Genomic DNA, 25,304 nt, shown 5'->3' with positions numbered 1-25,304 from the left:
GTGATGCGTCGACGTGCGACGTTGTTGCAGCGCATACACATTGATGGCCCATTGCTGATCCTGCTGCTGACCTTGGCCGCCGGCAGCCTGTTCGTGCTGTATTCGGCCAGCGGCAAGAACTGGGACCTGCTGATCAAGCAAGCCTCGTCGTTCGGCCTGGGCCTGTTGTCGATGGTGGTGATCGCCCAACTCGAGCCGCGCTTCATGGCGCGCTGGGTGCCGCTGGGGTATGTCGCCGGCGTATTGCTGCTGGTGGTGGTGGACGTGATGGGCCACAACGCCATGGGCGCGACCCGCTGGATCAACATCCCGGGGGTGATTCGCTTCCAACCGTCGGAATTCATGAAGATCCTGATGCCGGCGACCATCGCCTGGTATTTGTCCAAGCGCACCTTGCCGCCGCAGCTCAAGCACGTGGGCATTAGCCTGATCCTGATCGGCGTGCCGTTTATCCTGATCGTACGCCAGCCGGACCTCGGCACTTCGCTGCTGATTCTCGCAGGCGGTGCGTTCGTGCTGTTTATGGGCGGCTTGCGCTGGCGCTGGATCCTTAGCGTGCTGGCCGCTGCCATTCCCGTGGCCGTGGCCATGTGGTTCTTCTTTATGCACGACTACCAGAAGCAGCGGATCCTGACGTTCCTCGACCCGGAGAGTGACCCATTGGGCACCGGCTGGAACATCATTCAGTCCAAAGCGGCCATCGGTTCCGGCGGAGTATTTGGTAAGGGGTGGTTACTGGGCACCCAGTCGCACCTCGACTTTTTACCCGAGAGCCACACCGACTTCATTATTGCGGTAATGGGCGAAGAGTTCGGCCTGGTGGGCATTTGCGCGCTGTTGCTGATTTATTTGCTATTGATTGGTCGCGGGCTGGTGATCACCGCGCAGGCGCAGACGCTGTTCGGCAAATTGCTCGCCGGCAGCCTGACCATGACTTTTTTTGTTTACGTTTTCGTCAACATCGGTATGGTCAGTGGCCTGTTGCCGGTAGTTGGGGTGCCGTTGCCGTTCATTAGCTACGGCGGAACTTCGCTGGTGACATTGATGTCAGCGTTTGGGGTTTTGATGTCGATTCACACGCATCGCAAGTGGATCGCGCAGGTTTGAATAAGGTGAAGATGTCAATGCAAGTAATGCGCGGCTGGGCGACTCGGCATGCGTTCTGGATGAGCCTGATTGGGCTGCTGGGCGCGACGCAAGAGGCGCAGGCCGGTGACTATGATGGCTCACCCCAGGTCGCCGAATTTGTCGGTGAAATGACCCGCGACTATGGTTTCGCCGGTGAACAGCTAATGGGCGTGTTCCGCGAAGCCAAGCGCAAGCAGGCGATCCTCGACGCGATCTCGCGTCCCGCCGAGCGCGTTAAACAGTGGAAAGACTACGGCCCGATGTTCCTCACCGACGCTCGTGTGGCCCGGGGTGTGGACTTCTGGCGCCAGCACGAAGCCGTGCTGGCTCGCGCCGAGCAGGAATACGGCGTGCCGGCCCAAGTTATCGTGGCGATCATCGGCATTGAAACCTTTTACGGGCGCAATACCGGCAGTTACCGGGTGATCGACGCCTTGTCGACCCTGGGCTTCGATTACCCGCCGCGCGCCGAGTTCTTCCGCAAGGAGCTGCGCGAATTCCTGTTGCTGGCCCGCGAAGAGCAGGTCGACCCGCTGACCCTCAAAGGCTCCTACGCCGGTGCGATGGGCTTGCCGCAGTTCATGCCGAGCAGCTTTCGCGCTTACGCGGTGGATTTCGACGGCGACGGCCACATCAATATCTGGAGCAACCCCGACGACGCCATCGGCAGCGCGGCCAGCTACTTCAAACGCCATGGCTGGGTAGCCGGTGAACCGGTGGTAATCCGTGCCGACGTGACGGGGGATCGCGCCGATGAAGGCCTGACCCAGGGAATCGAGCCGGTCAAGACCGTCGGGGAGTTGCGAGCGCTGGGCTGGTCGAGTCAGAATGCGCCACGCGATGATATGCCGGTGACGGCGTTCCGCCTGGAAGGCGAAAATGGCCCGGAATACTGGATGGGCCTGAAGAATTTTTACGCAATCACGCGTTATAACCGCAGTGTGATGTACGCCATGGCCGTGCATCAGCTGTCAGACATGCTGGTACAAGCACGGGGCAACAAGTAATGCGGGCATCGCCGTTCAATAAACCGCTCAAGCTGGTGGCGTTTGCCGCATTGTCCTTGTTGGTTGTCAGTTGTTCCTCCACCACCAGCCGTGCGCCTGCGCAAAAGTCGGGTGGCGGTACCGTCCGTGCCCAGCCGGGCCTGGACATCAACCGCGCGCACAAAGACGGCGCGCCGTGGTGGGATGTCGACGTGTCGAAAATCCCGGATGCCACGCCGACCCTGCACACCGGGCCGTACAAGGCCAACCCGTACACCGTGCTGGGCAAGAATTACTTCCCGCTGCAGGAATCCAAGACCTACGTGCAGTCGGGCACCGCGTCCTGGTACGGCACCAAATTCCATGGCCAGAATACCGCCAACGGCGAAGTGTATGACCTGTACGGCATGAGCGCGGCCCACAAGACCCTGCCACTGCCCAGCTACGTACGGGTGACCAACCTGGACAACAACCGCACGGTGATCCTGCGGGTCAACGACCGTGGGCCGTTCTATTCGGACCGGATCATCGACCTGTCCTACGCCGCCGCAAAGAAACTCGGTTATGCCGAAACGGGCACCGCGCGCGTGAAAGTTGAAGGCATCGACCCGGCGCAGTACTGGGCCCAGCGTGGCAAACCGGCGCCGTTGATGCTCAACGAACCGCAAACTCCGCAGCCACAAGTGACCGCCTCAACCGGCAAGATCGAGCAGTGGACACCACCGCCGGCGCAGCACGCCCCGGACACGGTGGTCGTGCCTCACGCAGCACCGGGCGCCTCTACCGTGGGCGGTCAGTACCTGCAAGTGGGTGCATTCGCCAACCCGGATGCGGCAGAACTGTTAAGGTCCAAGCTGAGCAGCATGGTCAATGCGCCGGTGTTCATCAGCTCCATCGTGCGTAACCAGCAGACCCTGCACCGTGTGCGCATGGGGCCGATCGGAACGCCTGGTGAAGTGGCGCAAGTACAGAACAGCGTGCGCCTGGCCAACCTAGGGCAGCCCAGCGTGGTTACCGCCGAATAAGAAAGATTGATGGCTCAGGTTCGTACGCGGTCCTGGGCCCTGGTTGTTGGCTCGTTGAAGAATAAAAACCCAGGGGCAAGGGGTGAGCGGGCAACCGAACACGTGACAGTCTGGCAGCGGGCTGTCTGAATAGTTTTGCCCGCGAGGGCAAGTTTCCATAAGCAATTTCGAGAGACGGATGAACATCACCACTTTAGCCAAACGCACGTGCCTGCTTCTTTCGCTGATCATCACCCCGGCCGCCTGGGCGGTTGAAATGGTGCCGGCTTCCCCGCAACTGGCCGCCAAGGCCTGGGTCCTCATGGATGCCGCCAGCGGTAATGTGCTGGTCGAGAACAATGGTGACCAGCGCCTGCCCCCAGCCAGCTTGACCAAGCTGATGACGGCCTATATCGCGACCCTGGAAATCCGTCGCGGCCAGATCGGCGAAAACGACCCGGTCACCGTCAGCGAAAACGCCTGGCGCACCGGCGGTTCGCGGATGTTCATCAAGGTGGGTTCGCAGGTCACTGTCAGCGACCTGCTGCACGGCATCATCATCCAGTCCGGTAACGACGCCAGCGTGGCCCTGTCCGAGCACATCGCCGGCAGCGAAGATGCGTTCGCCGATTTGATGAACAAGACCGCCACCGACCTGGGTTTGACCAACAGCCACTTCATGAACCCGACCGGCCTGCCGAACCCGGAGCACTACTCGTCGGCTCACGACATGGCCGTGCTGGCTCGCGCGATCATCCGCGTCGACCCGGTGCACTACGCGATCTACTCCCAGAAGGAATTCTTCTGGAACAACATCAAGCAGCCTAACCGCAACCTGCTGCTGTGGCGCGACAAGACCGTTGATGGTCTGAAAACCGGCCACACCGACGAAGCAGGCTACTGCATGGTGTCGTCCGCTGTACGTGACGGCCAGCGTTTGATTGCCGTGGTCTTCGGCACTAACAGCGAGCAGGCCCGTGCGGCCGAGACGCAAAAACTGCTGACCTACGGTTTCCGCTTCTTCGAAACCCAGACCTTCTACCAGAAGGGTGCAGAGCTTGCGACCGCGCCGGTATGGAAAGGCGCTACCCACCAAGTCAAGGCCGGCCTGGCTGACGACCTGACCCTGACCATGCCTAAAGGCCAGCTGAAAAAGCTCGCTGCCAGCATGACCATGAACCCACAATTGGTTGCGCCAATTGCCAAGGGTGACGTTATCGGTAAAGTCGAAGTGAAACTGGACGACAAAGTGGTGCACAGCGCCGACCTGATCGCTCTGGAATCCGTCGACGAAGGTGGTATCTTCCGCCGCGTGTGGGATAGCATCCGTCTATTCTTCTACGGCTTGTTCAACTGATTGTGTGCACCTGCAAAGCCCTGCGTTGATCCGACGCGGGGCTTTGCCCGTCGCCACGGCTTACCGCTTACGAGGCCGTTCTGCCATGACCGATAAAGAAGTAGAAGTAAAGGCGCCAAAGATCGAATTCCCGGTGACCGATTATCCTATCAAGGTGATCAGCGACACGGGTGTGGGCCGCAAAGACAGGATTATCGAGATCGTGCGTGTACACGCGACGATCAACGACAACCGAGTGGACGAGCGTTTGAGCTCCAACGGTAAATACACCACGATCCAGTTGCACATCGTTGCGACCGGTCAAGACCAGCTCTACGACATCAACAGCGAACTGCGGGCCACCGGCTTCGTGCACATGGTGTTGTGATGTCACAGGTTCTGGGCTTTCGCGAGCTCGGCCAGGTGGCCTACGAGCCGGTCTGGCACGCCATGCAGCGCTTCACCAATGAACGCGGCAGCTCGGCCCCGGATGAAATCTGGCTGGTGGAACACCCGCCGGTGTTTACCCAGGGCCAGGCCGGCAAGGCCGAGCATCTGCTGCTGCCGGGGGATATTCCGGTGGTGCAGGTCGACCGAGGGGGTCAAGTGACTTACCATGGGCCGGGTCAGCTTGTAGCGTATCTATTGCTGGACGTACGCAAGCTTGGGTTTGGCGTACGTGACCTGGTAAGCCGCATGGAAGCTTGCCTGATCGAGCTGTTGGCCAGTTACGGCGTAAGCGCCGCGGCCAAGCCCGATGCACCCGGTGTGTACGTGGACGGCGCGAAAATCGCGTCCCTTGGTTTGCGGATTCGCCACGGTTGTTCCTTTCATGGCCTTGCCTTGAACGTGGACATGGACCTGGCGCCGTTCGGGCGCATCAACCCTTGCGGTTACGCAGGGTTGGCGATGACCCAACTGAGCGACCACGCCACACCGATTAAATTTGCCGAGGTAAGTGCCCGGCTGCGTGCGCAGCTCGTCAAACACCTCGACTATGCTGAGCAGACGACCCTTACGGGCGGAATCGACTGATTATGACTACTGATGCAGTGCAAACCATGATCCCGACGCTGGACATCACCGAGCGTCCGGCCCCGGCCCCGCGTGCCAAGGTGGAAGCCGGCGTCAAGCTGCGCGGCGCCGAGAAGGTTGCACGCATCCCGGTCAAGATCATCCCGACCACCGAACTGCCGAAAAAACCTGACTGGATCCGCGTGCGTATCCCGGTTTCGCCGGAAGTCGACCGTATCAAGGCCCTGCTGCGCAAACACAAGCTGCACAGCGTGTGCGAGGAAGCGTCCTGCCCGAACCTGGGTGAATGCTTCTCCGGCGGCACAGCCACCTTCATGATCATGGGTGACATCTGCACCCGTCGTTGCCCGTTCTGCGACGTCGGCCACGGTCGGCCGAAGCCATTGGACGTCAACGAGCCGCAAAGCCTGGCCATCGCCATCGCTGACCTGAAACTCAAATACGTAGTGATCACCTCGGTAGACCGCGACGACCTGCGTGACGGCGGTGCCCAGCACTTTGCCGACTGCATCCGCGAGATCCGTAAGCTGTCGCCAAACGTGATGCTCGAAACCCTGGTGCCCGATTACCGTGGCCGCATGGACGTCGCGCTGGAAATCACCGCCGCCGAGCCACCGGATGTGTTCAACCACAACTTGGAAACCGTGCCACGCCTGTACAAGGCCGCGCGCCCAGGTTCGGACTACCAGTGGTCGCTGACCCTGCTGCAACGATTCAAGCAGATGATGCCGCACATCCCGACCAAATCCGGCCTGATGCTGGGCTTGGGCGAAACCGACGAAGAAGTCATCGAAGTCATGAAGCGCATGCGCGAACACGACATCGACATGCTGACCCTGGGCCAATACCTGCAACCGTCGCGCAGCCACTTGCCGGTGCAGCGTTTCGTGCACCCGGACATCTTCGCCTGGTTCGCCGAGGAAGGTTACAAGATGGGCTTCAAAAACGTGGCTTCCGGCCCGTTGGTGCGCTCCTCGTACCATGCTGACGAGCAAGCCAAGCTGGTCAAGGCAAGCCTGGTTTCGTAATAACGGGTTGCGCAACACCGCTATCCAATGTGGGAGCGGGCTTGTGTGGGAGCTGGCTTGCCTGCGATTGCATCACCTCGGTTTGGCTGATAAACCGAGGCGTGTGCATCGCAGGTAAGCCAGCGCCCACTGGCCCAGCTCCCACATTTCGTTGCGCGTTAATTAGGGAGAATCGTGGATGACCGTCGCCGTACCTGCTCTACGCCCCGAAGGCATAATCGGCCTGATCGCCCCCGCCGGCCCCGCTGCCCTCGACGTTGAAAAAGCCGGGCAATGGATGCGCGCCCGTGGCCATGAGCTGCGGGTTTTTCCAGGTGTATACGAACGTGACGGTTACCTCGCCGGCAGCGATGACGTGCGCCTGCGCGACTTGCACGCCGCCTTCGCCGACCCCGAAATCGATGCGATCTTCTGCCTGCGTGGCGGCTACGGCACACCGCGTCTACTGGATCGGCTCGATTTCGACTTGATTCGGGCAAACCCCAAACCATTCGTGGGTTATAGCGACATCACCGCATTGCACCTTGCCATCAACCGTTACGCAGGCTTTGTGACCTTTCACGGGCCGATGCTCAATGCCGATTTGCTTGGCGATAAGCAGCAGCCGACTGAGTCATCGTTATTCAGCCTGCTGCGCGGTCAACTGGGCGCCGGCAGCGTGCTCGCGCACCCGGTGGCCTACCCGTTGACCACCATTGAACCTGGCATCGCCTGTGGGCGCTTGCTGGGTGGCAACTTGTCGATGATCGCGGCAGTGATGGGCACGGCTTATGAGATCGACGCTGACGGCATCATTCTGCTGATCGAAGACGTCAACGAGCCCATCTACCGCATCGACCGCCTGCTGACGCATCTGCGCCTGGCGGGCAAGCTTGCGCAGGTCGCCGGCGTGCTGGTGGGGGATGTGTCGGGTGTGGATAAGGCTGCGTTGGAACGGCTGCTCAAGCAGACCTTCGAACCGCTGTGCATTCCGGTCTTGTCCGGCTGGCGCAGTGGGCACTGTGACCCGAACCTGACGCTGCCGATGGGCGCGTTGGTGCGGTTGGATGCGGGGGAGCAGCGGTTGGTGTTGGAGCAGGATGTAGTGTTGAAATAGCTGGTTGATCGTTCCCACGCTCTGCGTGGGAATGCATCCTGTGACGCTCCGCGTCGCGACCTCAAGAGCAGACGCAGAGCGTCCAGGGCGACATTCCCACGCTGAGCGTGGGAACGATCACATGGTCAGCCCTTTGGTGTTGGAGCAGGATGTAGTGTTGAAATAGCTGGTTGATCGTTCCCACGCTCTGCGTGGGAATGCATCCTGTGACGCTCCGCGTCGCGACCTCAAGAGCAGACGCAGAGCGTCCAGGGCGACATTCCCACGCTGAGCGTGGGAACGATCGTGCTCTCAGCGGCCCTGCAACGATTCCAACAGCTTCACCGTCGGATACCCATCCGCCGGCCAGCCCAACGACTGCTGCGCCGCGCGAATCGCTTTGCGCGTATTGGCGCCGATAATCCCGTCCGGGTTGCCAGCGTCATAACCCTTGGCGCTGAGCACTGTCTGCAAATCAATGCGCTGGGAACGACTCAGCGGCAGTTCATCTTTAGGCCAACTGCCACGAATCACTCCACCGCCACCAAACTGCTCCGACAGCAGGTTAACGGCCAGGGCGTAGGACGAGGAGTTGTTGTACCTGAGGACCGCACGAAAGTTGTCCAGCACCAGAAACGCCGGGCCACGGTAGCCGGCCGGCAGCAGCAGGGCGGCGGACAGTTGGTCGACATTGGCCGGCAAGCTTGCGCCAGGTGGTAGTTGGATACCGAGTTTCAGCCAGTCGGCGACGGTCTTGCGCACGCCACCGTCTGCCAGGGCGTAATCGAAGTTCGCCGGCAGCTGCTTCACCTCGAAGCCCCACGGCTGACCCTTCTGCCATCCCGAGCTCTGCAGGTAGTGAGCGGTGGAAGCGAGGGCGTCGGCTGGGCTGTTCCAGATATCGCGGCGACCGTCGCCGTCGAAGTCAACGGCGTGGGTGTTGTAGACGGTCGGGATGAACTGAGTCTGGCCCATCGCGCCGGCCCAGGAACCTTTCATCTGGTCGGCTTGAATATCGCCATGCTGGATGATCTGTAACGCCGCCAGCAATTGCGCCTGTGCAAATGCCCGACGGCGACCTTCATAAGCCAGGGTCGCCAGAGAGCCGATCACCGAATTACTGCCCTGGAACTGGCCAAAGTTGCTTTCCATGCCCCACACCGCGACCAGCGCCCGGCGATCAACACCATAGCGGTCCTCGATGCGCTGCAGGATATCGGCGTACTTGACCAGCGCAGCCCGGCCATTACGCACGCGCACCGGCGACAGGGCACTGTCGAGGTATTCCCAAACCGGGCGGGAAAATTCCGGCTGGCTGCGGTCGGCGCGAATCACCGATTCATTGGGGGTGACACCAGCAAAGGCGTTGTCGAAGACGGCGGGTGTGATCCCGGCTTTCAAGGCTTCGACGCGAAAGCCAGCCATCCATTCGGCAAACGTCTGGGGCGGCTGGGTATCAAGATTGTCTGCTGCCAATGGGGCAACCACGGCGGGCGCGACGGCCGGTGCGGCCTGGAGTTTCGGCAGGGGTTGGGCGTCTGCGGCGGTGGGTTTTTCCGCGCAGGCGACAAGCAGAATAAGGCTGGAGGCAGCGATCAATTGGCGAAGGTGCCAACGACGGGAAAGATTAGAGGGCATGCACAGGTCCAGGGATTACAAATCAGGTGCAGACCTTATCATGCCGGAGGGGCGCTTGCCTTCAGGCTGCCAGAAAGTAAGAAGCCTCCCAGCTATTAGACTGGAAGGCTTCGCGGCGGTAGCTGCCTTTGCCCTTACCGGCGCGTTCCTGACGGCTGCGGAACAGTGGCTGGGCGATGATGGATTTGGCCTTGTTGGGGCCATGCTTGGATGGCTTTTTGCTCATGGTCAGTGCGCTCTGGAGATGGGATGAAGCGGTGCAAATAATCTGCCGAAGTGGCGCGGCTGTAAAGCCCTGCGCTGTGTAGGCGGTTTTACACTATCAAGTGGGCACGGTTAATGTGGGAGCAGGCAAGCCTGCGATATCGGTGTATCAGTGCCAGAAATGCAAGCTGACTCACCGCCATCGCAGGCAAGCCAGCTCCCACAGGAAAACATCGGGTGTTTGGAGGGGGTTATTCAGCCGGCAATGACAGGCGTTGGCCAGACATCAAAAGTGACAAACGACTCAGGCTCATCCACGGCGAGCCCGCCGCCTGGCCTTTGATTTGCGCGTCGATGCGCTGCGCTTCCAGCAACAGTTGCGCCCAGCGTTGCGCTGAGTGGCGCTGCAGGGCTTTGCTCATCAGCGGTTTGCGTTTGTCCCACACCGGTGGCCGGGCCTGGCTGAAGCATTTGTCCAGCGCAGTGCCCTGGCTGTATTGCAGGGAAATATTGGCCAGCACCCGCAGTTCCCGGGCCAGGGCCCACAGAATCACTGGTGGCTCCACGCCTTCGCCGCGCAGCCCTTCGAGCATGCGCAGGGCGTGGGCGGGTTCGCCGTTAAGAATCGCATCCACCAGCCCGAACACGTCAAAGCGCGCGCTGTCGGCCACCGCGCCTTGCACGGTTTCGACGGTGATTTGCCCGTCTTCGGCCATCAGCTTGAGCTTTTCGATCTCCTGGGCGGCGGCAAGCAAGTTGCCTTCGACCCGGGCGGCGATCAACTCCACAGCGTCTTGCGTCGCCGACAGCCCCGATTGGGACAGGCGCTGACGAATCCACTGCGGCAACTGGTTGCTGTCCACTGGCCAGATCTGGATGAAGTGGGTCTGTGGGCCTTCTACCAGCGCCTTGCCCCACTTGGTTTTCTGCGCGCTGCCGTCAAGCTTGGGCAGGCTGATCAGCAACACCGTGTCTTCGGCGGGCCGCGAGCAGTATTCCATCAAGGCCGCCGCGCCCTTGTCCCCAGGCTTGCCCGAAGGCAGGCGCAGTTCCAAGAGGCGTTTTTCGGCGAACAGCGACATGCTCGCGCCGGCTTGCAGCAGCGTGCCCCAGTCGAAACTGGCGTCGGCGCTGAATACCTGGCGTTCGTCGAAGCCTTGCTGGCGTGCGGCGGTGCGAATGGCGTCTGCGGCTTCCTGGCACAGCAGCGGGTCATCACCGCTGACGATATAGACAGGCGCGAGGCCACCTTGCAGGTGTTTGGCGAGTTGGGCAGGGGCGAGTTTCATAGGCGGGCGGAACGGGGCGCCAGGGGCGCCCCGTCAGGCTTACTCGACAGGGACTTCAACAGGCGATTGTTTCGGCGTGTTGTCTTCGTACTCTTTCGCAGCTTTCAGGGCGTCGGCGTCAGCCCTGGCCTTGTTGTCGGCGGTGAGTTGCAAGGCGGCCAGTTTTTCCGGGGTCAGCTGTTGCAGGCGCACCATCATGCGCTGGATCAGCTCACGACGCATTTCCTTGCGAACCTGGATAATTTCCGAGTCCGAACCTACCAGGTTGTTGCCATCGTGGCTGACGACCTTTTGCACTTCGATCTTGTCGCCCATCAGCGGCAGATGGTCGCGGCCCTGTACTTCGAAGTTGAGCGCGGTGCTCAGCTCGATGTCCGACGCACGACCGGCGCTCGCGTAGCTGAGGTTACGCTGTGTTTCTCGCTCGTCTACCAGGTTCAGTTTATAGGTCGCGCCGGTGTAGACACGCACGCCGCTGTTTTCCAGGGTCTGGCGCAGCTGAGTCACGGTGTCGCCATAGGCGTTGCGGGCGCTGAGGTCCAGTTCCTTGAGCGACAGTTCATTGGTGCCGGTGCCGCGCAGCTGGAAGCCGCAAGCGCTCAGCAGCACAGCGAGGCCCATCACCAGCAAATTGCGTTTGATCATTTTGTTGCTCCCCTTGAAACCATGTGGGCCTTATCGAGGCCTTAAAGGTTTAGTTCGGCGCAGGGCTCAAGCCCTGCGCCCGATCCGATTAGCTAGCGACGATGTTGACCAGTTTGCCGGGCACTACGATCACTTTGCGGATCGTCAGGCCTTCGGTAAAGCGCAGCACGTTCTCGTTGACGCGGGCGGCCGCTTCAACGTCTTCGCGGCTGGCGCTGGCTGGCATATCAATCTGGCCACGCAGTTTACCGTTGACCTGGATGACCAGTTGCAGCGTGTCCTGTACCAGGGCGCTGTCATCCTGAACCGGCCAGCGCGCATCGATCACCGCGCCGCTGTGGCCCAAACGGCTCCACAGTTCGTGGCTGATGTGCGGCGTGATCGGGGCCAGCAGCAGAACTACCGCTTCCAGGCCTTCCTGTAACAGCGCGCGGTCTTGTTCCGTAGTGTGCGGTGCTTTTTCCAGCACGTTCATCAGCGTCATCACTTGGGCGATGGCGGTGTTGAACTTGTGGTTTTGACCCACGTCCTGGCTGGCTTGGCGGATAGCCAAGTGAGTGCTGCGGCGAATGGCTTTTTGTTCATCGCTCAAGGACGCCACGTCCAGTTTGCCCGGCAAGCCCTGGCTGACATGGGCGTGCGCCAGGCGCCAGACGCGCTTGAGGAAACGGTGCGAGCCTTCGACGCCGGAGTCGGACCATTCGGCGCTCATGTCGGGCGGCGAAGCGAACATCATGAACAGGCGGCAGGTGTCGGCGCCGAACTGATCGATCATCGACTGCGGGTCGACGCCGTTGTTCTTCGACTTGGCCATCTTCTCAGTGCCGCCGATTTCCACCGGCAGGCCGTCGGATTTCAACGTGGCGCTGATCACCTTGGCTTTGCTGTCACGCTCAAGCTCGACGTCTGCCGGGTTGAACCAGGTGTAGGCGCCATTGGCTTCGCGGCGATAGTAAGTGTCGGCGATCACCATGCCCTGAGTCAGCAGGTTCTTGAACGGCTCATCAGAGCTGACCAACCCTTCGTCACGCATCAGCTTGTGGAAGAAGCGCGCGTAGAGCAGGTGCAGAATGGCGTGTTCGATACCGCCGATGTACTGATCCACCGGCAACCAATGGTCGGCCGCGGATTTTTCTACCAGGCCACCTTCATAGTGCGGCGAGGCGTAGCGGGCGTAGTACCACGAGGACTCGACGAAGGTGTCCATGGTGTCGGTTTCACGCTTGGCCGGTGCACCGCATTTCGGGCAGGCGCACTCGTAGAACTCGGGCATGCGCGCCAATGGTGAACCGGCGCCATCCGGCACCACGTCTTCGGGCAGCACCACCGGCAGTTGGTCTTCCGGCACTGGCACGTCACCGCAGGTTTGGCAGTGGATGATCGGAATCGGGCAGCCCCAGTAGCGCTGGCGGCTGATACCCCAGTCGCGCAGGCGGAACTGGGTGCGCGAGGCACCGAGGTTTTTCTTGATCAGTGCCACTTCGATGGCGTCGAAAGCACCCTGGAAATCCAGGCCGTCGAACTCGCCGGAGTTGATCAGTTCGCCGTGCTCACCGTAGGCGTCTTGCCACGGGGCCAGGTTGGTATCACCCACGCTTGTACGCACGACGGACTTAATCGGCAGGCTGTACTGGGTGGCGAATTCGAAATCGCGCTCGTCGTGGGCCGGCACAGCCATTACTGCGCCATCGCCGTAGTGCATCAGCACGTAGTTGGCGACCCATACCGGCAGCTTCTCACCGGTCAGCGGGTGCTCGACGAACAGCCCGGTTGGCAGGCCTTTTTTCGCTTGGGTGGCGACGTCGGCTTCGGCCACGCTGCCGCCTTTGCATTCGGCGATGAAGGCCTGCAGCTCAGGGTTGTTCTGTGCGGCTTGGGTGGCCAGCGGGTGTTCAGCGGCCACGGCGACGTAGGTCGCGCCCATCAATGTGTCCGGGCGGGTGGTGAAGACTTTGAGTGCGCCCGCCGCGCCGATGGAATCGACGTTGTACGGGAATTGCACTTCCATGCCCTTGGATTTGCCGATCCAGTTGCGCTGCATGGTCTTGACCTGTTCAGGCCAGCCCGGCAGGTCGTCGAGGCTCGACAAGAGTTCATCGGCGTAGGCCGTGATCTTGAAGTAGTACATTGGGATTTCGCGCTTTTCGATCAGCGCGCCGGAGCGCCAGCCGCGACCGTCGATGACCTGTTCGTTGGCCAGTACGGTCTGGTCGATCGGGTCCCAGTTCACGGTGCCGCTTTTTTTGTAGATCACCCCTTTTTCGAACAGGCGCGTGAACAGCCATTGTTCCCAGCGGTAGTAATCCGGCTTGCAGGTGGTCACCTCGCGGGACCAGTCCACCGCTAAGCCCAGGCTGCGCAGCTGGGTCTTCATGTAGGCGATGTTTTCGTAGGTCCACTTGGCGGGCGCCACGTTGTTTTTCATCGCGGCGTTTTCCGCCGGCATGCCGAAGGCGTCCCAGCCCATAGGCTGCAGGACGTTCTTGCCGAGCATGCGCTGGTAGCGCGAAATCACGTCACCGATGGTGTAGTTGCGCACGTGCCCCATGTGTAGCTTGCCGCTGGGGTAAGGGAACATCGATAGGCAGTAGAAAGTCTCCTTGCCTGGCTGTTCACTGACTTCAAAGGACTTTTGCTCGTCCCAGAAGGTTTGGGCGGCATTTTCTATTTCACGGGGCTGATATTGTTCGTGCATGGCTACTTTTGAACTGAATAGGGGTGGCCTAATCCTCTTCGGTGCAACGTTCAGGTTGATCGACACCAAAAAGCGGCGCGTCCGTGCCCAAACCCTGCGGGAAGTGGAGTTACAGGAAGCGCCGTAGCATACATGACCCCACTCTATCGAGGGAAACCCTGATTGCGCGGGCGAGGCCGTCTGTCGCGGCGCCAGGCAGGCGCAGCCATGGGGACTACGCTGTTTATTGGGGAGTGAGTCTTATCTTCAATGAGGTGAGGGGATGGTTGAATCGCAGCGAACTTTAACGAAACCGCAATTGTATGAAGGACTGATCGACCGTTTAGGTCGGGCATTGGATGCCGCGAGAACCGCAGGCCGATTGCGTGATGAGCAGCCTTTGGAGCTGGAGTTGCGAGGCTTGAGCCAGGCAGAACTTGAACTGATCAAGGGCTACTTGGAATTGAATCACCACCGTGCCTCCAAAGAGCAGGCTTCCCCGCCTGCCCAGGAGCCCTCGCGTTCGGCCAAGGTGATCTGGCTGAAGGATGTGGCTGCCGGTCGCGGTCCCGAAAAGCGTCGGGCCGTGCGGTGCAAGTGAAACACCGCGTTATTCAGTAGCCTTCTCGAAATGTGCTGGTAAGGATTGTCGCTAAACCCCGTTGCATCTAGGCTTCGGGCATCTTTGGAGATGCCCGATGCCTTTTCGTTATTTCATTAAACAATTGCTGTTGCCGCCCGGCATTTTTTTGCTGTTGCTTGCGGTTGCCTGGTGGTTTCGCAAAAGCCGCCCTCGGTTGGCCGGGCTGTGTTTTGCCCTGGGGTTGGGCGGGATGTGGTTGATCAGCCTGCCGGTGATGGTGCAATGGGGCGCGCATGCGCTGGAGACCGAGCCACCGTTGGCCCGTGAAGAGTGGGCAACACTGGCCCAGCGGGCAGACGCGATCGTGGTGCTGGGCTCCGGGCGTGAACGGGGTGACCCGGCGTGGGGCTCCGATCAGCCCACCGGCACTGGCCTTGAGCGCCAGCGGTATGCCGCGCGGCTGGCCAAGGCGTCCGGGTTGCCGGTGTTGACCAGCGGCGGCCTGCATTACGGCACGCCGCCGAGTGAGGCCGAACTGATGGCGGTGTCGATGCAGGATGACTTCGGCGTGGCGGTGCGCTGGAAGGAAGAGCGCAGCCGTACCACCTGGGAAAACGCACAGATGAGCGCCGAGATACTGCTGCCTCAAGGCATCAAGCGTGTGGTGGTGGTGACCCAGGCCTGGCACATGCCGCGTGCGGTCTGGAGCTTTGAGAAGGCCGGCTTCGGCGTGGTGCCGGGGCCGGTGGGCTTTTTGGGCGTGGACAATGCCCGGCCATTGGGTGGCTGGATGCCCGAGTTTGTGTCGGTGTGGCGCAGCGGGCAGTTGATCAATGAGGCGGTGGGGCAGGTGGGGTATCGGGTGTTTTACCGATAAGTCGAAACACAGCAGATTAAGTGTGGGCGCTGGCTTGCCTGCGATGGTGTCGTGTCAGTTGGCCGGTTTTAGCTGGCCCACCGCTATCGCAGGCAAGCCAGCTCCCACATTATTTTGTGTTTAGCCTTTAGACCGTTTTGGACATCCGCCCCGCCAGCAGCGCCCAGCCGAACAACCCCAGGCACACAATGATCAACGGCCACGAGCGCCATTGCAGGTACGGCGTGAGGTTGTGCATCGGCACCACCTCGCCGTACAGAATGCCGCGCTCGAACTGCGGGATCTGCGCAGTAATCTGCCCAAACGGGTTGATCAGGCCAGTCACACCATTGTTAGTGGCACGGATCATCCAGCGGCCGGCCTCCAGCGCACGCATTTGCGCCATTTGCAGGTGCTGCAGCGGGCCAATGGAGCGGCCAAACCAAGTGTCATTGCTGATGGTCAGCAACAAATCGCTTTGGGCCGACAGGCCGGCGGCGAATTCTGGGTACACCACTTCATAGCAAATGAACGGCGCAATCTGATAGCCCTTGGCCTGCAGCATCGCCTGGTCAGACGGGCCACGGGCGAAGTCCGACATTGGCAAATCAAAGAAGGCAATTAGCCCGCGCAGCATGTCTTGCAGCGGCACGTATTCGCCAAAGGGCACCAGCTTCTGCTTCAGATAAGTGCCTTCGCCCTCACCGACCACGGTGATGCCGTTGAAGTAGCGCTTCTGGTGGTGCACTTCCTGGCGGATCGGCACGCCGGTAATCAGCGCAGTGTGCCGGTCGGCGGCAAACTTGCCCATCATCCCGAGGTAGCCTTCGACAGACTCCTTGAGCACTGGCACAGCCGTTTCCGGCCACACCAGCAGGTCGACGGGCTTGGAGCTGAAGCTCATGTCACGGTACAACGCCAACTGCGCATTAAGCTGCTCGGGGTCCCACTTCATGCTTTGTTCGACGTTGCCCTGGATCGCTGCCACCGTCAGTGGGTCGCCCGAAGGCGAGGTCCAAGCGTGATGTTTGAGTGCCAAGCCTATGGCCCACGGCGTTACCAGCAGCACCAAGCCCGCGCCGATAAAACCGTTGCGCTTGCTCGCCAGCAGGCGCGGCAGGTTGCACAGCACCGCTGCGGTCAGCGCCAGGGCGAAGGAAATCAGCCACATCCCACCCAACGGCGCGAGGCCGGTGAGTGGGCCGTCGAGTTGGCTGTAACCGGAGTACAGCCAGGGGAAACCGGTGAGGAACCAGCCGCGAAACGCTTCCTGGCCGACCCATAGCGCAGCAAACGTCAGCGCGTCGGCCAGCGGTGCTTCATTACGGCGCAACCAACGCGCCCATAGCCAGGCGGGCAGGGCGAAGAACCAGGCAATGGCAGCGGTAAACAGCAGCATCAAGAAGCCAGCCAGCAGCACCGAAGCGCCGCCGAAGTGGTGGATGCTGTAGTAGATCCAGCTGGTGCCGGCGCCAAACAGGCCGAAACCAAAACACCAGCCACGGCCCAAGGCCTGACGTGGCGTCAGCTCGCGCAGGCCGATATAGAAAAATCCGACCGCAACCAGTGCAAACGGCCACAAATCGAACGGCGCCAGCGCCAGGGTGGTGATGGCGCCGGCCACCACGGCCAGCAAGTTACCGGGCCAGCCGGGGCGGGTTAGGCGCTGCATGTCATTCCTTAGCGGGCAATAGGTGTCAGGCGAATCAGGTGAATACGGCGGCTGTCGGCATTCAGAATGCGGAAGCGATAGGCGCCGATCTCGGTGGTCTCGTTACGTTTAGGCAGATGCCCGAACGCACTCATTACCAAGCCGCCAACGGTGTCGAATTCATCGTCGGAGAATTCGCTGTCGAAAAACTCGTTGAAGTTCTCGATCGGCGTGAGTGCCTTGACCAGGAAGTCACCGCTGGGCAGCGGCTTGATGTAGCTGTCTTCTTCGACGTCGTGCTCGTCTTCGATGTCGCCGACGATCTGTTCCAGCACGTCTTCGATGGTCACAAGACCCGCCACACCGCCGTATTCGTCGATCACAATGGCCATGTGATTGTGGTTGGCGCGGAACTCGCGCAGCAGCACATTCAGGCGCTTGGATTCAGGTACGAAGGTGGCCGGACGCAGCAGGTCCTTGATGTTGAAGTTGTCGCCGTTCTCCTTGAGGATCAACGGCAGCAAGTCCTTGGCCAGCAGGACACCCATGACGTCGTCATGGCTTTCACCGATCACCGGGTAGCGCGAGTGCGCCGAGTCGATCACGGCCGGGAGGAATTCCCGTGGGGTCTGGGTCGCCTTGATGCTGATCATCTGCGAACGCGGGACCATAATGTCCCGAACTTGCAGGTCAGCCACCTGGATGGCGCCTTCGACGATGGCCAGCGCTTCGCTGTCCAGCAACTTGTTCTGATGGGCCTCGCGCAGCAGCTCAAGCAGCTCCTGGCGGTTTTTCGGCTCGTGGGCAAAAGCCTGGGTCAGTTTACCCAGCCATGACTTCTGCCCGTTGCTCGATCGGTCTTCGCTCATAGCGATTACTCTAAATCCTTTGTTGTGTCAGTAAGGTGTCGTTTCAGTTTTCGTCGTCTGCATACGGGTCGCGGTGACCCAATTCTGCAAGCAACGTTTGTTCCAGTGTTTCCATTTCCAAGGCTTCGTCATCGTCTATATGGTCGTAACCCAAGAGATGCAAGCAGCCGTGGATGACTAGATGGGCCCAGTGGGCCTCAAGTTCCTTGCCTTGTTCCTTTGCTTCGCGTTCCACCACTTCGACACAGATGACCAGATCGCCCAGCAAGGGAATATCCAGTAACTCATCCGGTACGTCGGCGGGGAAGGACAGCACGTTGGTCGCGTAATCCTTTTGGCGCCAGGTGTGATTCAGTTCACGGCCTTCGGGCTCGTCCACCAGACGGATGGTCAGCTCCGAGTCGGCGGTGCGCTGGCGCAGGGCCAGTGTGCACCATTGGCGGAACTGCGCTTCGCTGGGGGCGGGCGCTTCGGTAGCCAGCTGCAGGTCAAGCTCAAGCATCGCGGCGAACGTCCTTGGCCGGTGCGTCATCCTTGTGTTCGAAGCGCTCGTAGGCCTCGACAATGCGCTGTACCAGCGGGTGGCGGACCACGTCCTTGGGCATGAAGTGCGTGAAGCTGATGCCCGGCACGTCCTTGAGCACCTCGATCACCTGCGCCAGCCCCGATTTGGTGCCCTTGGGCAGGTCGACCTGGGTGACGTCACCGGTGATCACGGCAGTGGAGCCGAAACCGATACGGGTGAGGAACATCTTCATCTGCTCGACGGTGGTGTTCTGGCTTTCGTCGAGGATGATGAAGCTGTTGTTCAAGGTGCGGCCACGCATGTAGGCCAGCGGGGCGATCTCGATCACCTGACGCTCGATCAGCTTAGCCACGTATTCAAAGCCAAGCATCTCGTACAGCGCGTCGTAGAGCGGGCGCAGGTACGGGTCGATCTTCTGGGCCAGGTCGCCGGGCAGGAAGCCAAGCTTCTCGCCGGCCTCGACCGCCGGGCGCACCAGCAGGATGCGGCGTACTTGCTCGCGCTCCAGGGCGTCCACCGCACAGGCCACGGCCAGGTAGGTCTTGCCGGTACCGGCGGGGCCGATGCCGAAGTTGATATCGTTGCCGAGGATTTCTTTGACGTAGCGCTGCTGATTCAAGCCGCGGGGGCGAATCATGCCTTTTTTGGTGCGCAGGGCCACGCTGGCTTCGGCCACTGGGTTGTTGGCCAAATCTTCTACGGCAGATTCCTGCAGGTACAGGTGCACGGTCTCCGGCGACAGCTCACTACCCTTGGTTTCGCGGTAGAGGCGGCGGAGCAGGTTTTCTGCAGACGTGGTGTGTTGAGGTTCACCAATAAGCTCGAACTGATTGCCGCGGTTGCGGATCTCGATGCTCAGGCGTTGTTCGATCAGGCGCAGGTGCTCGTCGAACTGTCCGCACAGGTTGGCGAAACGGCGAGCCTCAAAGGGCTCGAGGAGAAAACGATGGGGTTCTATGGGTGCGTTCAAGGTCGCTTTTAGCCGCCCTTTGGCTGTTGAGATGAAAGAGAGGATAACGCCAGCCGCCGGTGGGCGAAAGCACTTAAATGGACTGGCCTCGATCTCAAGAACCCTGAAGAACCACTGTGGGAGCTGGCTCGCCTGCGATAGCGGTGTATCAGTGCCCGTTGTATCAGTTGGCCCACCGTTATCGCAGGCAAGCCAGCGACCACATTTTGATCTTCATCGGGTCACCGCGATCAGTTGATCAACGACCCACGCAACGAGTGCGGTTGCGCCGCATCAATGTGCACATCGGCGAACTGGCCGATCAGGGTTGGGTTGTCGCAGCGGAAGTTGACGATCCGGTTGTTCTCGGTACGCCCTTGCAACTCGCCCGGGTCCTTTTTCGAGTAGTCGGTGACCAGGATGCGTTGGATCGAACCGACCATTTGTCGGCTGATTTCGAAGCCTTGCTGGTTCAGGCGGTGCTGCAGCGCATTCAAACGTTCTTTTTTCAGCGCTTCCGGGGTGTCATCCGCCAAGTCGGCGGCCGGGGTGCCCGGGCGTTGGCTGTAGACGAACGAGTAGGAGAAGTCGAAACCGACGTCTTCGATCAGCTTCATGGTCTGCTCGAAATCTTTCTCGGTCTCCCCAGGGAAGCCGACGATAAAGTCCGAGCTGATGCAAATACCCGGCACCGCGGCGCGCAATTTGCGCAGTTTGGATTTGTACTCCAGGGCCGTGTGGTTGCGTTTCATCGCCGACAGAATGCGGTCCGAGCCCGACTGCACCGGCAGGTGCAGGTGTTTGACCAGCTCCGGCACTTCGGCGTGGGCCTGGATCAGGCTGTCGGAGAACTCCAGCGGGTGCGAGGTGGTGTAGCGAATGCGCTCGATGCCATCAACGGCGGCAACCACGCGGATCAGCTCCGCCAGGTCGGCCAGGCGCCCGTCGTGGGTCTGGCCGCGATAGCCGTTGACGTTCTGGCCCAGCAGCGTGACTTCGCGCACGCCGTTTTCGGCCAGGTGAATGATTTCCGCCAGCACGTCGTCAAACGGTCGGCTGACTTCTTCACCACGGGTGTAGGGCACCACGCAGAAGGTGCAGTACTTGCTGCAGCCTTCCATCACCGACACATAAGCGCTCGGCCCGTCGATGCGTGGCTCGGGCAAATGGTCGAATTTTTCGATTTCGGGGAACGACACGTCGACCTGCGGCAGCTTGGTGGCGCGCGCAGCGTCGATCATTTCCGGCAGGCGGTGCAGGGTTTGCGGGCCGAAGACCACATCGACATAGGGCGCGCGGTCGCGGATCGCGGCACCTTCCTGGCTGGCCACGCAACCGCCGACGGCGATCACCATGTCCGGGTTGGCCAGCTTCAGTTCACGCCAGCGGCCCAGCTGCGAGTACACACGGTCCTGGGCCCGCTCACGAATCGAGCAGGTATTGAGCAGGATTACGTCGGCATCTTCGGCGCGGGCGGTGACTTCCAGGGCCTGGTGTTCGCCCAGCAGGTCGACCATGCGCGAGCTGTCGTACTCGTTCATCTGGCAACCGTGGGTTTCAATGTAAAGCTTCTTGGCCATGGGAATCATCAACTGGTGGTAAAGAACCGCGCATTATAGGGGGCATGCCCATTGGTTCCTAGCGTTGTGCATCGGGTGCCATGCTATAGTTCGCGCCCTCTTTTATATCCCCGATGTTATCCGCCCACCATGACCAAACGTGAAGCTCCAATCTATAAGGTGATTTTCCTCAACCAGGGCCAGGTGTTCGAAATGTACGCCAAGCAGATCTATCAAAGTGATCTGTGGGGCTTCCTGGAAGTGGAAGAGTTCGTCTTTGGCGAGCGCACCCAGTTGGTCGTCGACCCGGGCGAAGAAAAGCTCAAGGCGCAGTTCGAAGGCGTGGTGCGCAGCTTTGTGCCGATGCATTCGATTGTGCGCATCGATGAAGTTGAGCGCCTGGGCACACCGAAGATCAGTGAAGCGCGTGGCACCAGCAATGTGATGCCGTTTCCGATGCCGATGCCTGAGAAGTAGGGCGTTAGACCCAAGTGTGCCCATCGCAGGCAAGCCAGCTCACACATTCGACCCGTTGGAATGCCGTTCAGTGTGGGAGCCGGGCTTGCCCGCGACAGCGGTAGAAGGGTTTAGCAGAATTTAAGGCAGCGGCGAGAACGGCGAACGCCCATCCGCACTCTGCAATTCCTGCAAGTAATTGCGGAAGATCTGACCCAGCACCTGGGTTGCCACTTCCAACTCATCGCGCTGCATGTGCTCGGCGACTTCGTCGGCGGTGTCCAGTGCATCTTCGGCACCGTTGACCGCGGCCATCTTCAGCACGATATACGCCTGGACGTTATTGGCCGGCACGCCTTCGCCTTTGAAGAACATGGTGCCCAGCTGGAATTGCGCCTGGGCATGGCCCTGCAACGAAGCTTTCTCGAAGTAGCTCAAGGCTTTGTTGAGGTCTTGGGCAGGGTTTTTGTCGTCGTGGTAGTACTCGCCCAACTCGTATTGCGCCTGCGCATCCCCGCCGTCGGCCTGTTTCTGGCACGCGCTCAGGGCTTCGGCCTGGCTGTCTGGCTGGGTATTGAGGGTGCAACGACCCATCGCTGGGATTAACAACGAGTTGCCGCCTGCTTGGGCATGTGCCAACAGCGGCTGAAGGAGCAACAGGCAGCCCAGAACCAGGGTGCGGCCGGTGCGTTTCATGGGAATCGACTTACCTCTGACGGGGCGCGCGGACCCTCGGGGGTCCAATAAGCGCGCATTATGAAATAAGCAGGCCCCTGCTTACAAAGTCTTTACTCGTTTTTCTGCTGCTTAGGCAAGTTATCTGCCGGATTGCAGGCGATTTCTCGAAAAATGCAGGAAATCTCTGTAAGCAAAGTAGCAAATTCTGACGCCACCAAGGGCAACGTCAGATTTTTATGTCGCTTATTTCAGGGCGGCGAAGGCGCGCTCGGCAGCATCCAGGGTCAGTTTCAACTCTGCATCGCCATGGGCGATCGAGGTGAAGCCGGCTTCGAAGGCGCTCGGCGCCAGGTAAACGCCGCCTTCCAGCATCAAGTGGAAGAAGCGTTTGAACATGTCCGCGTCGCTGCCCATCACGTCATCAAAGGTGACGATATCGTCGGCGTCACTGAAGTACAGGCCGAACATACCGCCGGCCTGGGTGGTGACAAACGGGATGCCGGCAGCATCGGCGCGCTGTTGCAGGCCATCGAGCAGGCGAGTGGTGTAGTCGGTCAGCTCGGCGTGGAAGCCCGGGCGGCTGATCAGGCGCAGGGTGGTCAGGCCGGCGGCCATGGCCAGTGGGTTACCCGACAAGGTGCCTGCCTGGTACACCGGGCCCAGTGGCGCGATGTGCTGCATGATTTCGCGCTTGCCGCCGAAGCAGCCCACTGGCATGCCGCCACCGATGATCTTGCCGAAGGTGCTCAGGTCTGGCGTGACGCCGTAGTAAGCTTGGGCGCCACCGAGGGCGACACGGAAACCGGTCATCACTTCGTCGAAAATCAACACCACACCATGCTTGTCGCACTGTTCGCGCAGGGCTTCGAGGAAGCCCGGTGCAGGCGGTACGCAGTTCATGTTGCCGGCCACCGGCTCGACGATGATGCACGCCACCTCTTGGCCGACTTCGCTGAGCATCTGCTCGACGGCGGCGCTGTCGTTGAACGGCAGGGTCAGGGTGTGCTTGGCGAAGGCCGCCGGTACGCCGGCCGAGCTTGGCACGCCCTGGGTCAGTGCGCCGGAACCGGCTTTCACCAGCAGGCTGTCGGAGTGGCCGTGGTAGCAGCCTTCGAACTTGATGATGCTGTCGCGGCCGGTAAAACCACGGGCCAAGCGAATTGCACTCATGGTCGCTTCGGTGCCGGAGCTGACCATGCGCACCATTTCCATCGACGGCACGATCGAGCACACCAAATCGGCCATCTCGGTTTCCATGGCGGTCGGTGCGCCGTAGGACAGGCCGTGTTGCAACTGCTGACGCACCGCGTCGAGCACGTCCGGGTGGCTGTGGCCGAGGATCATCGGGCCCCAGGAACCGACATAGTCAACGTAGCGCTTGTCATCCTCGTCGGTGACGTAGGCGCCTTCGGCATGCTTGAAGAACAGCGGCGTGCCGCCCACGCTCTTGAACGCACGCACGGGGGAATTCACACCGCCGGGGATGTGTTTCTGGGCATTGGCAAACAGGGTTTCGGAACGGGACATGGTCGGGCTCTCTAAACTGAAATTTTAAGAAGATCGTTGAATGCGCGGGCGCGGCGCGTGACTTCCTGGGTGCTGTCGGCACCAAACAGGCCGTGCACCACGGCGAGCAGGTCAGCACCGTGGGCCACCAGTGGTTCGGCGTTCTCCAGGGTGACGCCGCCGATCACGCAGATCGGCAAGTGCAAGCGCGCGCGGGACTGGGCCAGCATCTCAACGGTGGCGGCAGGTGCGCCGGGCTTAGTGTTGGAATTAAAGAAGCGACCAAAGGCAACGTAGCTGGCGCCTTCTTTGGCGGCCTGCTCGGCCAGTTCGATCTGGCTGTGGCAGGTGGCGCCGATGATCGCTTTGGAACCGAGCAAAGCGCGGGCCGGGGTCAGCGGGCCGTCGGTTTGGCCCAGGTGCACGCCGACGCCCAGGCGCGCGGCCAGTTCGGCGTCGTCATTGATAATAAGCTGAGTTTTGTAGCGCGAGCACAGCTCGCGCAGTTTTTCCGCTTCACGCAGGCGGCGGGCTTCGTCGCTGCTTTTATCGCGGTACTGCAGCAAGGTCACGCCGCCGTCCAATGCCGCTTCGACATAGGCGAGGAATTTGCCGGCCAACAGTTGGCTGTCGGTAATGGCGTACAGGCCACGTAGTTTCATCGGGCAGGCCTCTTTTGCTGTTTAAGAGCAGAAATCCAGCGGCAAACGGCGCGGCACGAATTGGCCCTGGCCGAGTTGTTCGGCGTCACGCAGGGTGCGCCACGTGTAGTTGAGCGCGGATTGCACGGCGCTGACCAGGCCTTCGCCCTGGGCGATGCGCCCGGCCAGTGCACTGGCAAGTGTGCAGCCCGAGCCGTGATAGCTGCCGGGCAGGCGCTGGCAGGTAAAGGTCTGGCGCGTGCCGTCGCGGCTGTACAGGCGGTTGTGCACTTGATGCTCGTCGCCGTGGCCGCCAGTGATCAGCAGGTGTTTGATGAACGGCAGCAGCTTCTCGGCGCATTCGTCCGCAGTGCCTTCAGGCAACTCGGCGAGGATGCGCGCTTCAGGCAGGTTCGGTGTGGCGATCAACGACAACGGCAACAGCCGCTCGCGCATGGCATAGCCGACTTCGTCCTTGCCCAGGCTGCCACCGCCGCCGGCCCGCAGCACCGGGTCGCATACCACCGGCAGGTGCGGGTGCGCCTGCAGCAGTTCGACCACGGTGTCGACCATCGCGGTGGAGCCGAGCATGCCGAGCTTGACCGCCGCGACTTCGGAGTCGCTGAGCACGGCATTGGCCTGGGCCAGTACCCACTCGCGGTCGAGCACGCGGAAATCGCTGACATTGACGGTGTTCTGCACAGTCAAGGCAGTGACGGCCGCGGCCGCATGACAACCTTGGGCGAGCAGGGCTTCGATATCTGCCTGCAAGCCGGCGCCACCACTGGGATCATGGCCGGAGAGACAGAGAACAACAGGGCGAGAGCTGTAGATATTCATGGTGCGCGAGCTTACCACCAAACGCTTTTGGCGTGGCCGTCTGGCGAAGGCTGAATTTCGCCGCTATTCAGGCGCGATTATGGCTGTTGGCTAGTATCGAGTATTGCTTCATAAACGTGCTGAAAGCCTTGTTCTAGAGCCTTTAAAA

Annotated in this window: 25 protein-coding genes; 11 read left to right on the top strand and 14 right to left on the bottom strand. The window is 60.8% G+C overall.

Translation table 11 applies throughout. The features are described from left to right. Positions 1-3: 3 nt before the first annotated feature. The 8 genes from rodA (at position 4) to GJU48_RS21245 (ending at position 7,613) form a co-directional block, all read left to right on the top strand. The gene (gene rodA / locus GJU48_RS21280) at positions 4-1,107 is read left to right on the top strand and encodes a rod shape-determining protein RodA (RefSeq protein WP_176462941.1); all 1,104 of its coding nucleotides are present in this window, start codon (positions 4-6) and stop codon (positions 1,105-1,107) included. Positions 1,108-1,124: 17 nt separating this feature from the next. Continuing rightward, complete coding sequence (gene mltB, locus GJU48_RS21275; RefSeq protein ID WP_094951249.1) at positions 1,125-2,135, top strand: lytic murein transglycosylase B; 1,011 nt, start codon at positions 1,125-1,127, stop codon at positions 2,133-2,135. After that, positions 2,135-3,139, top strand: coding sequence for a septal ring lytic transglycosylase RlpA family protein (locus GJU48_RS21270; protein ID WP_094951250.1), 1,005 nt, complete (start codon positions 2,135-2,137; stop codon positions 3,137-3,139). The genes mltB and GJU48_RS21270 overlap by 1 nt, the downstream gene beginning before the upstream one ends. Before the next feature lie 178 nt (positions 3,140-3,317). Continuing rightward, the gene (locus GJU48_RS21265) at positions 3,318-4,475 is read left to right on the top strand and encodes a D-alanyl-D-alanine carboxypeptidase family protein (protein ID WP_094951251.1); all 1,158 of its coding nucleotides are present in this window, start codon (positions 3,318-3,320) and stop codon (positions 4,473-4,475) included. Positions 4,476-4,560: 85 nt separating this feature from the next. Continuing rightward, positions 4,561-4,842 (top strand): DUF493 domain-containing protein, encoded by a 282-nt coding sequence (locus GJU48_RS21260; protein WP_094951252.1) that lies wholly within the window; start codon positions 4,561-4,563, stop codon positions 4,840-4,842. After that, positions 4,842-5,489: a lipoyl(octanoyl) transferase LipB gene (gene lipB, locus GJU48_RS21255; protein WP_094951253.1), complete on the top strand. Its 648-nt coding sequence runs from the start codon at positions 4,842-4,844 to the stop codon at positions 5,487-5,489. Before GJU48_RS21260 ends, lipB begins: the two co-directional genes overlap by 1 nt. A gap of 26 nt (positions 5,490-5,515) precedes the next feature. Further along, entirely contained in the window at positions 5,516-6,517 is a 1,002-nt protein-coding gene (gene lipA / locus GJU48_RS21250; RefSeq protein ID WP_176462942.1) for a lipoyl synthase, read from the top strand. A 178-nt stretch (positions 6,518-6,695) separates the two neighbouring features. Continuing rightward, positions 6,696-7,613 (top strand): S66 peptidase family protein, encoded by a 918-nt coding sequence (locus GJU48_RS21245; RefSeq protein ID WP_094951255.1) that lies wholly within the window; start codon positions 6,696-6,698, stop codon positions 7,611-7,613. A gap of 291 nt (positions 7,614-7,904) precedes the next feature. Here GJU48_RS21245 and GJU48_RS21240 read toward each other — a convergent pair whose 3' ends face one another. The 5 genes from GJU48_RS21240 to leuS all read right to left on the bottom strand — a co-directional run bounded on the left by GJU48_RS21240 (position 7,905) and on the right by leuS (position 14,063). Beyond that, positions 7,905-9,230 carry a lytic murein transglycosylase gene (locus tag GJU48_RS21240; RefSeq protein ID WP_094951256.1) on the bottom strand — a complete coding sequence of 442 codons (1,326 nt, stop codon included), beginning with the start codon at positions 9,228-9,230 and terminating at the stop codon, positions 7,905-7,907. A 61-nt stretch (positions 9,231-9,291) separates the two neighbouring features. After that, positions 9,292-9,456: an alternative ribosome rescue factor ArfA gene (gene arfA / locus GJU48_RS21235; RefSeq protein ID WP_003176285.1), complete on the bottom strand. Its 165-nt coding sequence runs from the start codon at positions 9,454-9,456 to the stop codon at positions 9,292-9,294. Between the two features lie 229 nt (positions 9,457-9,685). Further along, positions 9,686-10,723, bottom strand: coding sequence for a DNA polymerase III subunit delta (gene holA / locus GJU48_RS21230; RefSeq protein ID WP_094951257.1), 1,038 nt, complete (start codon positions 10,721-10,723; stop codon positions 9,686-9,688). A 39-nt stretch (positions 10,724-10,762) separates the two neighbouring features. Beyond that, positions 10,763-11,368 (bottom strand): LPS-assembly lipoprotein LptE, encoded by a 606-nt coding sequence (locus tag GJU48_RS21225; RefSeq protein WP_094951258.1) that lies wholly within the window; start codon positions 11,366-11,368, stop codon positions 10,763-10,765. Positions 11,369-11,456: 88 nt separating this feature from the next. After that, positions 11,457-14,063 (bottom strand): leucine--tRNA ligase, encoded by a 2,607-nt coding sequence (gene leuS / locus GJU48_RS21220; RefSeq protein ID WP_094951259.1) that lies wholly within the window; start codon positions 14,061-14,063, stop codon positions 11,457-11,459. Positions 14,064-14,325: 262 nt separating this feature from the next. On the opposite strand from leuS, the gene GJU48_RS21215 reads away from it, so the two are divergent. Continuing rightward, positions 14,326-14,643: a hypothetical protein gene (locus GJU48_RS21215; RefSeq protein ID WP_094951260.1), complete on the top strand. Its 318-nt coding sequence runs from the start codon at positions 14,326-14,328 to the stop codon at positions 14,641-14,643. A 97-nt stretch (positions 14,644-14,740) separates the two neighbouring features. After that, positions 14,741-15,502, top strand: a complete 762-nt coding sequence (locus GJU48_RS21210; protein WP_094951261.1) for a YdcF family protein — start codon at positions 14,741-14,743, stop codon at positions 15,500-15,502. 127 nt (positions 15,503-15,629) lie between these two features. Here GJU48_RS21210 and lnt read toward each other — a convergent pair whose 3' ends face one another. The 5 genes from lnt to miaB all read right to left on the bottom strand — a co-directional run bounded on the left by lnt (position 15,630) and on the right by miaB (position 21,056). After that, positions 15,630-17,153 carry an apolipoprotein N-acyltransferase gene (gene lnt / locus GJU48_RS21205; RefSeq protein WP_094951262.1) on the bottom strand — a complete coding sequence of 508 codons (1,524 nt, stop codon included), beginning with the start codon at positions 17,151-17,153 and terminating at the stop codon, positions 15,630-15,632. An 8-nt stretch (positions 17,154-17,161) separates the two neighbouring features. Continuing rightward, positions 17,162-18,001, bottom strand: a complete 840-nt coding sequence (locus tag GJU48_RS21200) for an HlyC/CorC family transporter (protein WP_015373027.1) — start codon at positions 17,999-18,001, stop codon at positions 17,162-17,164. Between the two features lie 43 nt (positions 18,002-18,044). Continuing rightward, entirely contained in the window at positions 18,045-18,503 is a 459-nt protein-coding gene (ybeY, locus tag GJU48_RS21195) for an rRNA maturation RNase YbeY (protein WP_094951263.1), read from the bottom strand. Continuing rightward, positions 18,496-19,497: a PhoH family protein gene (locus GJU48_RS21190; protein WP_094951264.1), complete on the bottom strand. Its 1,002-nt coding sequence runs from the start codon at positions 19,495-19,497 to the stop codon at positions 18,496-18,498. The genes ybeY and GJU48_RS21190 overlap by 8 nt, the downstream gene beginning before the upstream one ends. A gap of 230 nt (positions 19,498-19,727) precedes the next feature. After that, the gene (gene miaB, locus GJU48_RS21185; RefSeq protein ID WP_094951265.1) at positions 19,728-21,056 is read right to left on the bottom strand and encodes a tRNA (N6-isopentenyl adenosine(37)-C2)-methylthiotransferase MiaB; all 1,329 of its coding nucleotides are present in this window, start codon (positions 21,054-21,056) and stop codon (positions 19,728-19,730) included. A gap of 129 nt (positions 21,057-21,185) precedes the next feature. Here miaB and GJU48_RS21180 point away from each other — a divergent pair, with 129 nt between their 5' ends. After that, complete coding sequence (locus GJU48_RS21180; protein WP_003194436.1) at positions 21,186-21,512, top strand: DUF1820 family protein; 327 nt, start codon at positions 21,186-21,188, stop codon at positions 21,510-21,512. Between the two features lie 120 nt (positions 21,513-21,632). Here GJU48_RS21180 and GJU48_RS21175 read toward each other — a convergent pair whose 3' ends face one another. From GJU48_RS21175 to GJU48_RS21160, 4 genes are all read right to left on the bottom strand, one after another. Beyond that, complete coding sequence (locus GJU48_RS21175) at positions 21,633-22,187, bottom strand: tetratricopeptide repeat protein (RefSeq protein ID WP_094951266.1); 555 nt, start codon at positions 22,185-22,187, stop codon at positions 21,633-21,635. Between the two features lie 225 nt (positions 22,188-22,412). Further along, on the bottom strand, positions 22,413-23,696 hold the full coding sequence (hemL, locus tag GJU48_RS21170; protein ID WP_094951267.1) for a glutamate-1-semialdehyde 2,1-aminomutase: 1,284 nt from the start codon (positions 23,694-23,696) through the stop codon (positions 22,413-22,415). A gap of 11 nt (positions 23,697-23,707) precedes the next feature. Further along, a complete protein-coding gene (gene thiE / locus GJU48_RS21165) occupies positions 23,708-24,337 on the bottom strand; it encodes a thiamine phosphate synthase (RefSeq protein WP_094951268.1) in 630 nt (209 codons plus the stop codon). 21 nt (positions 24,338-24,358) lie between these two features. Further along, positions 24,359-25,156 (bottom strand): hydroxymethylpyrimidine/phosphomethylpyrimidine kinase, encoded by a 798-nt coding sequence (locus GJU48_RS21160; RefSeq protein ID WP_094951269.1) that lies wholly within the window; start codon positions 25,154-25,156, stop codon positions 24,359-24,361. Positions 25,157-25,304: the final 148 nt, after the last annotated feature.

Source organism: Pseudomonas sp. IB20, from assembly GCF_009707325.1.
Taxonomy (GTDB): Bacteria; Pseudomonadota; Gammaproteobacteria; order Pseudomonadales; family Pseudomonadaceae; genus Aquipseudomonas.
Note: the sequence above shows the minus strand (reverse complement) of the source record. Positions and strands in the feature narration are given on the sequence as shown.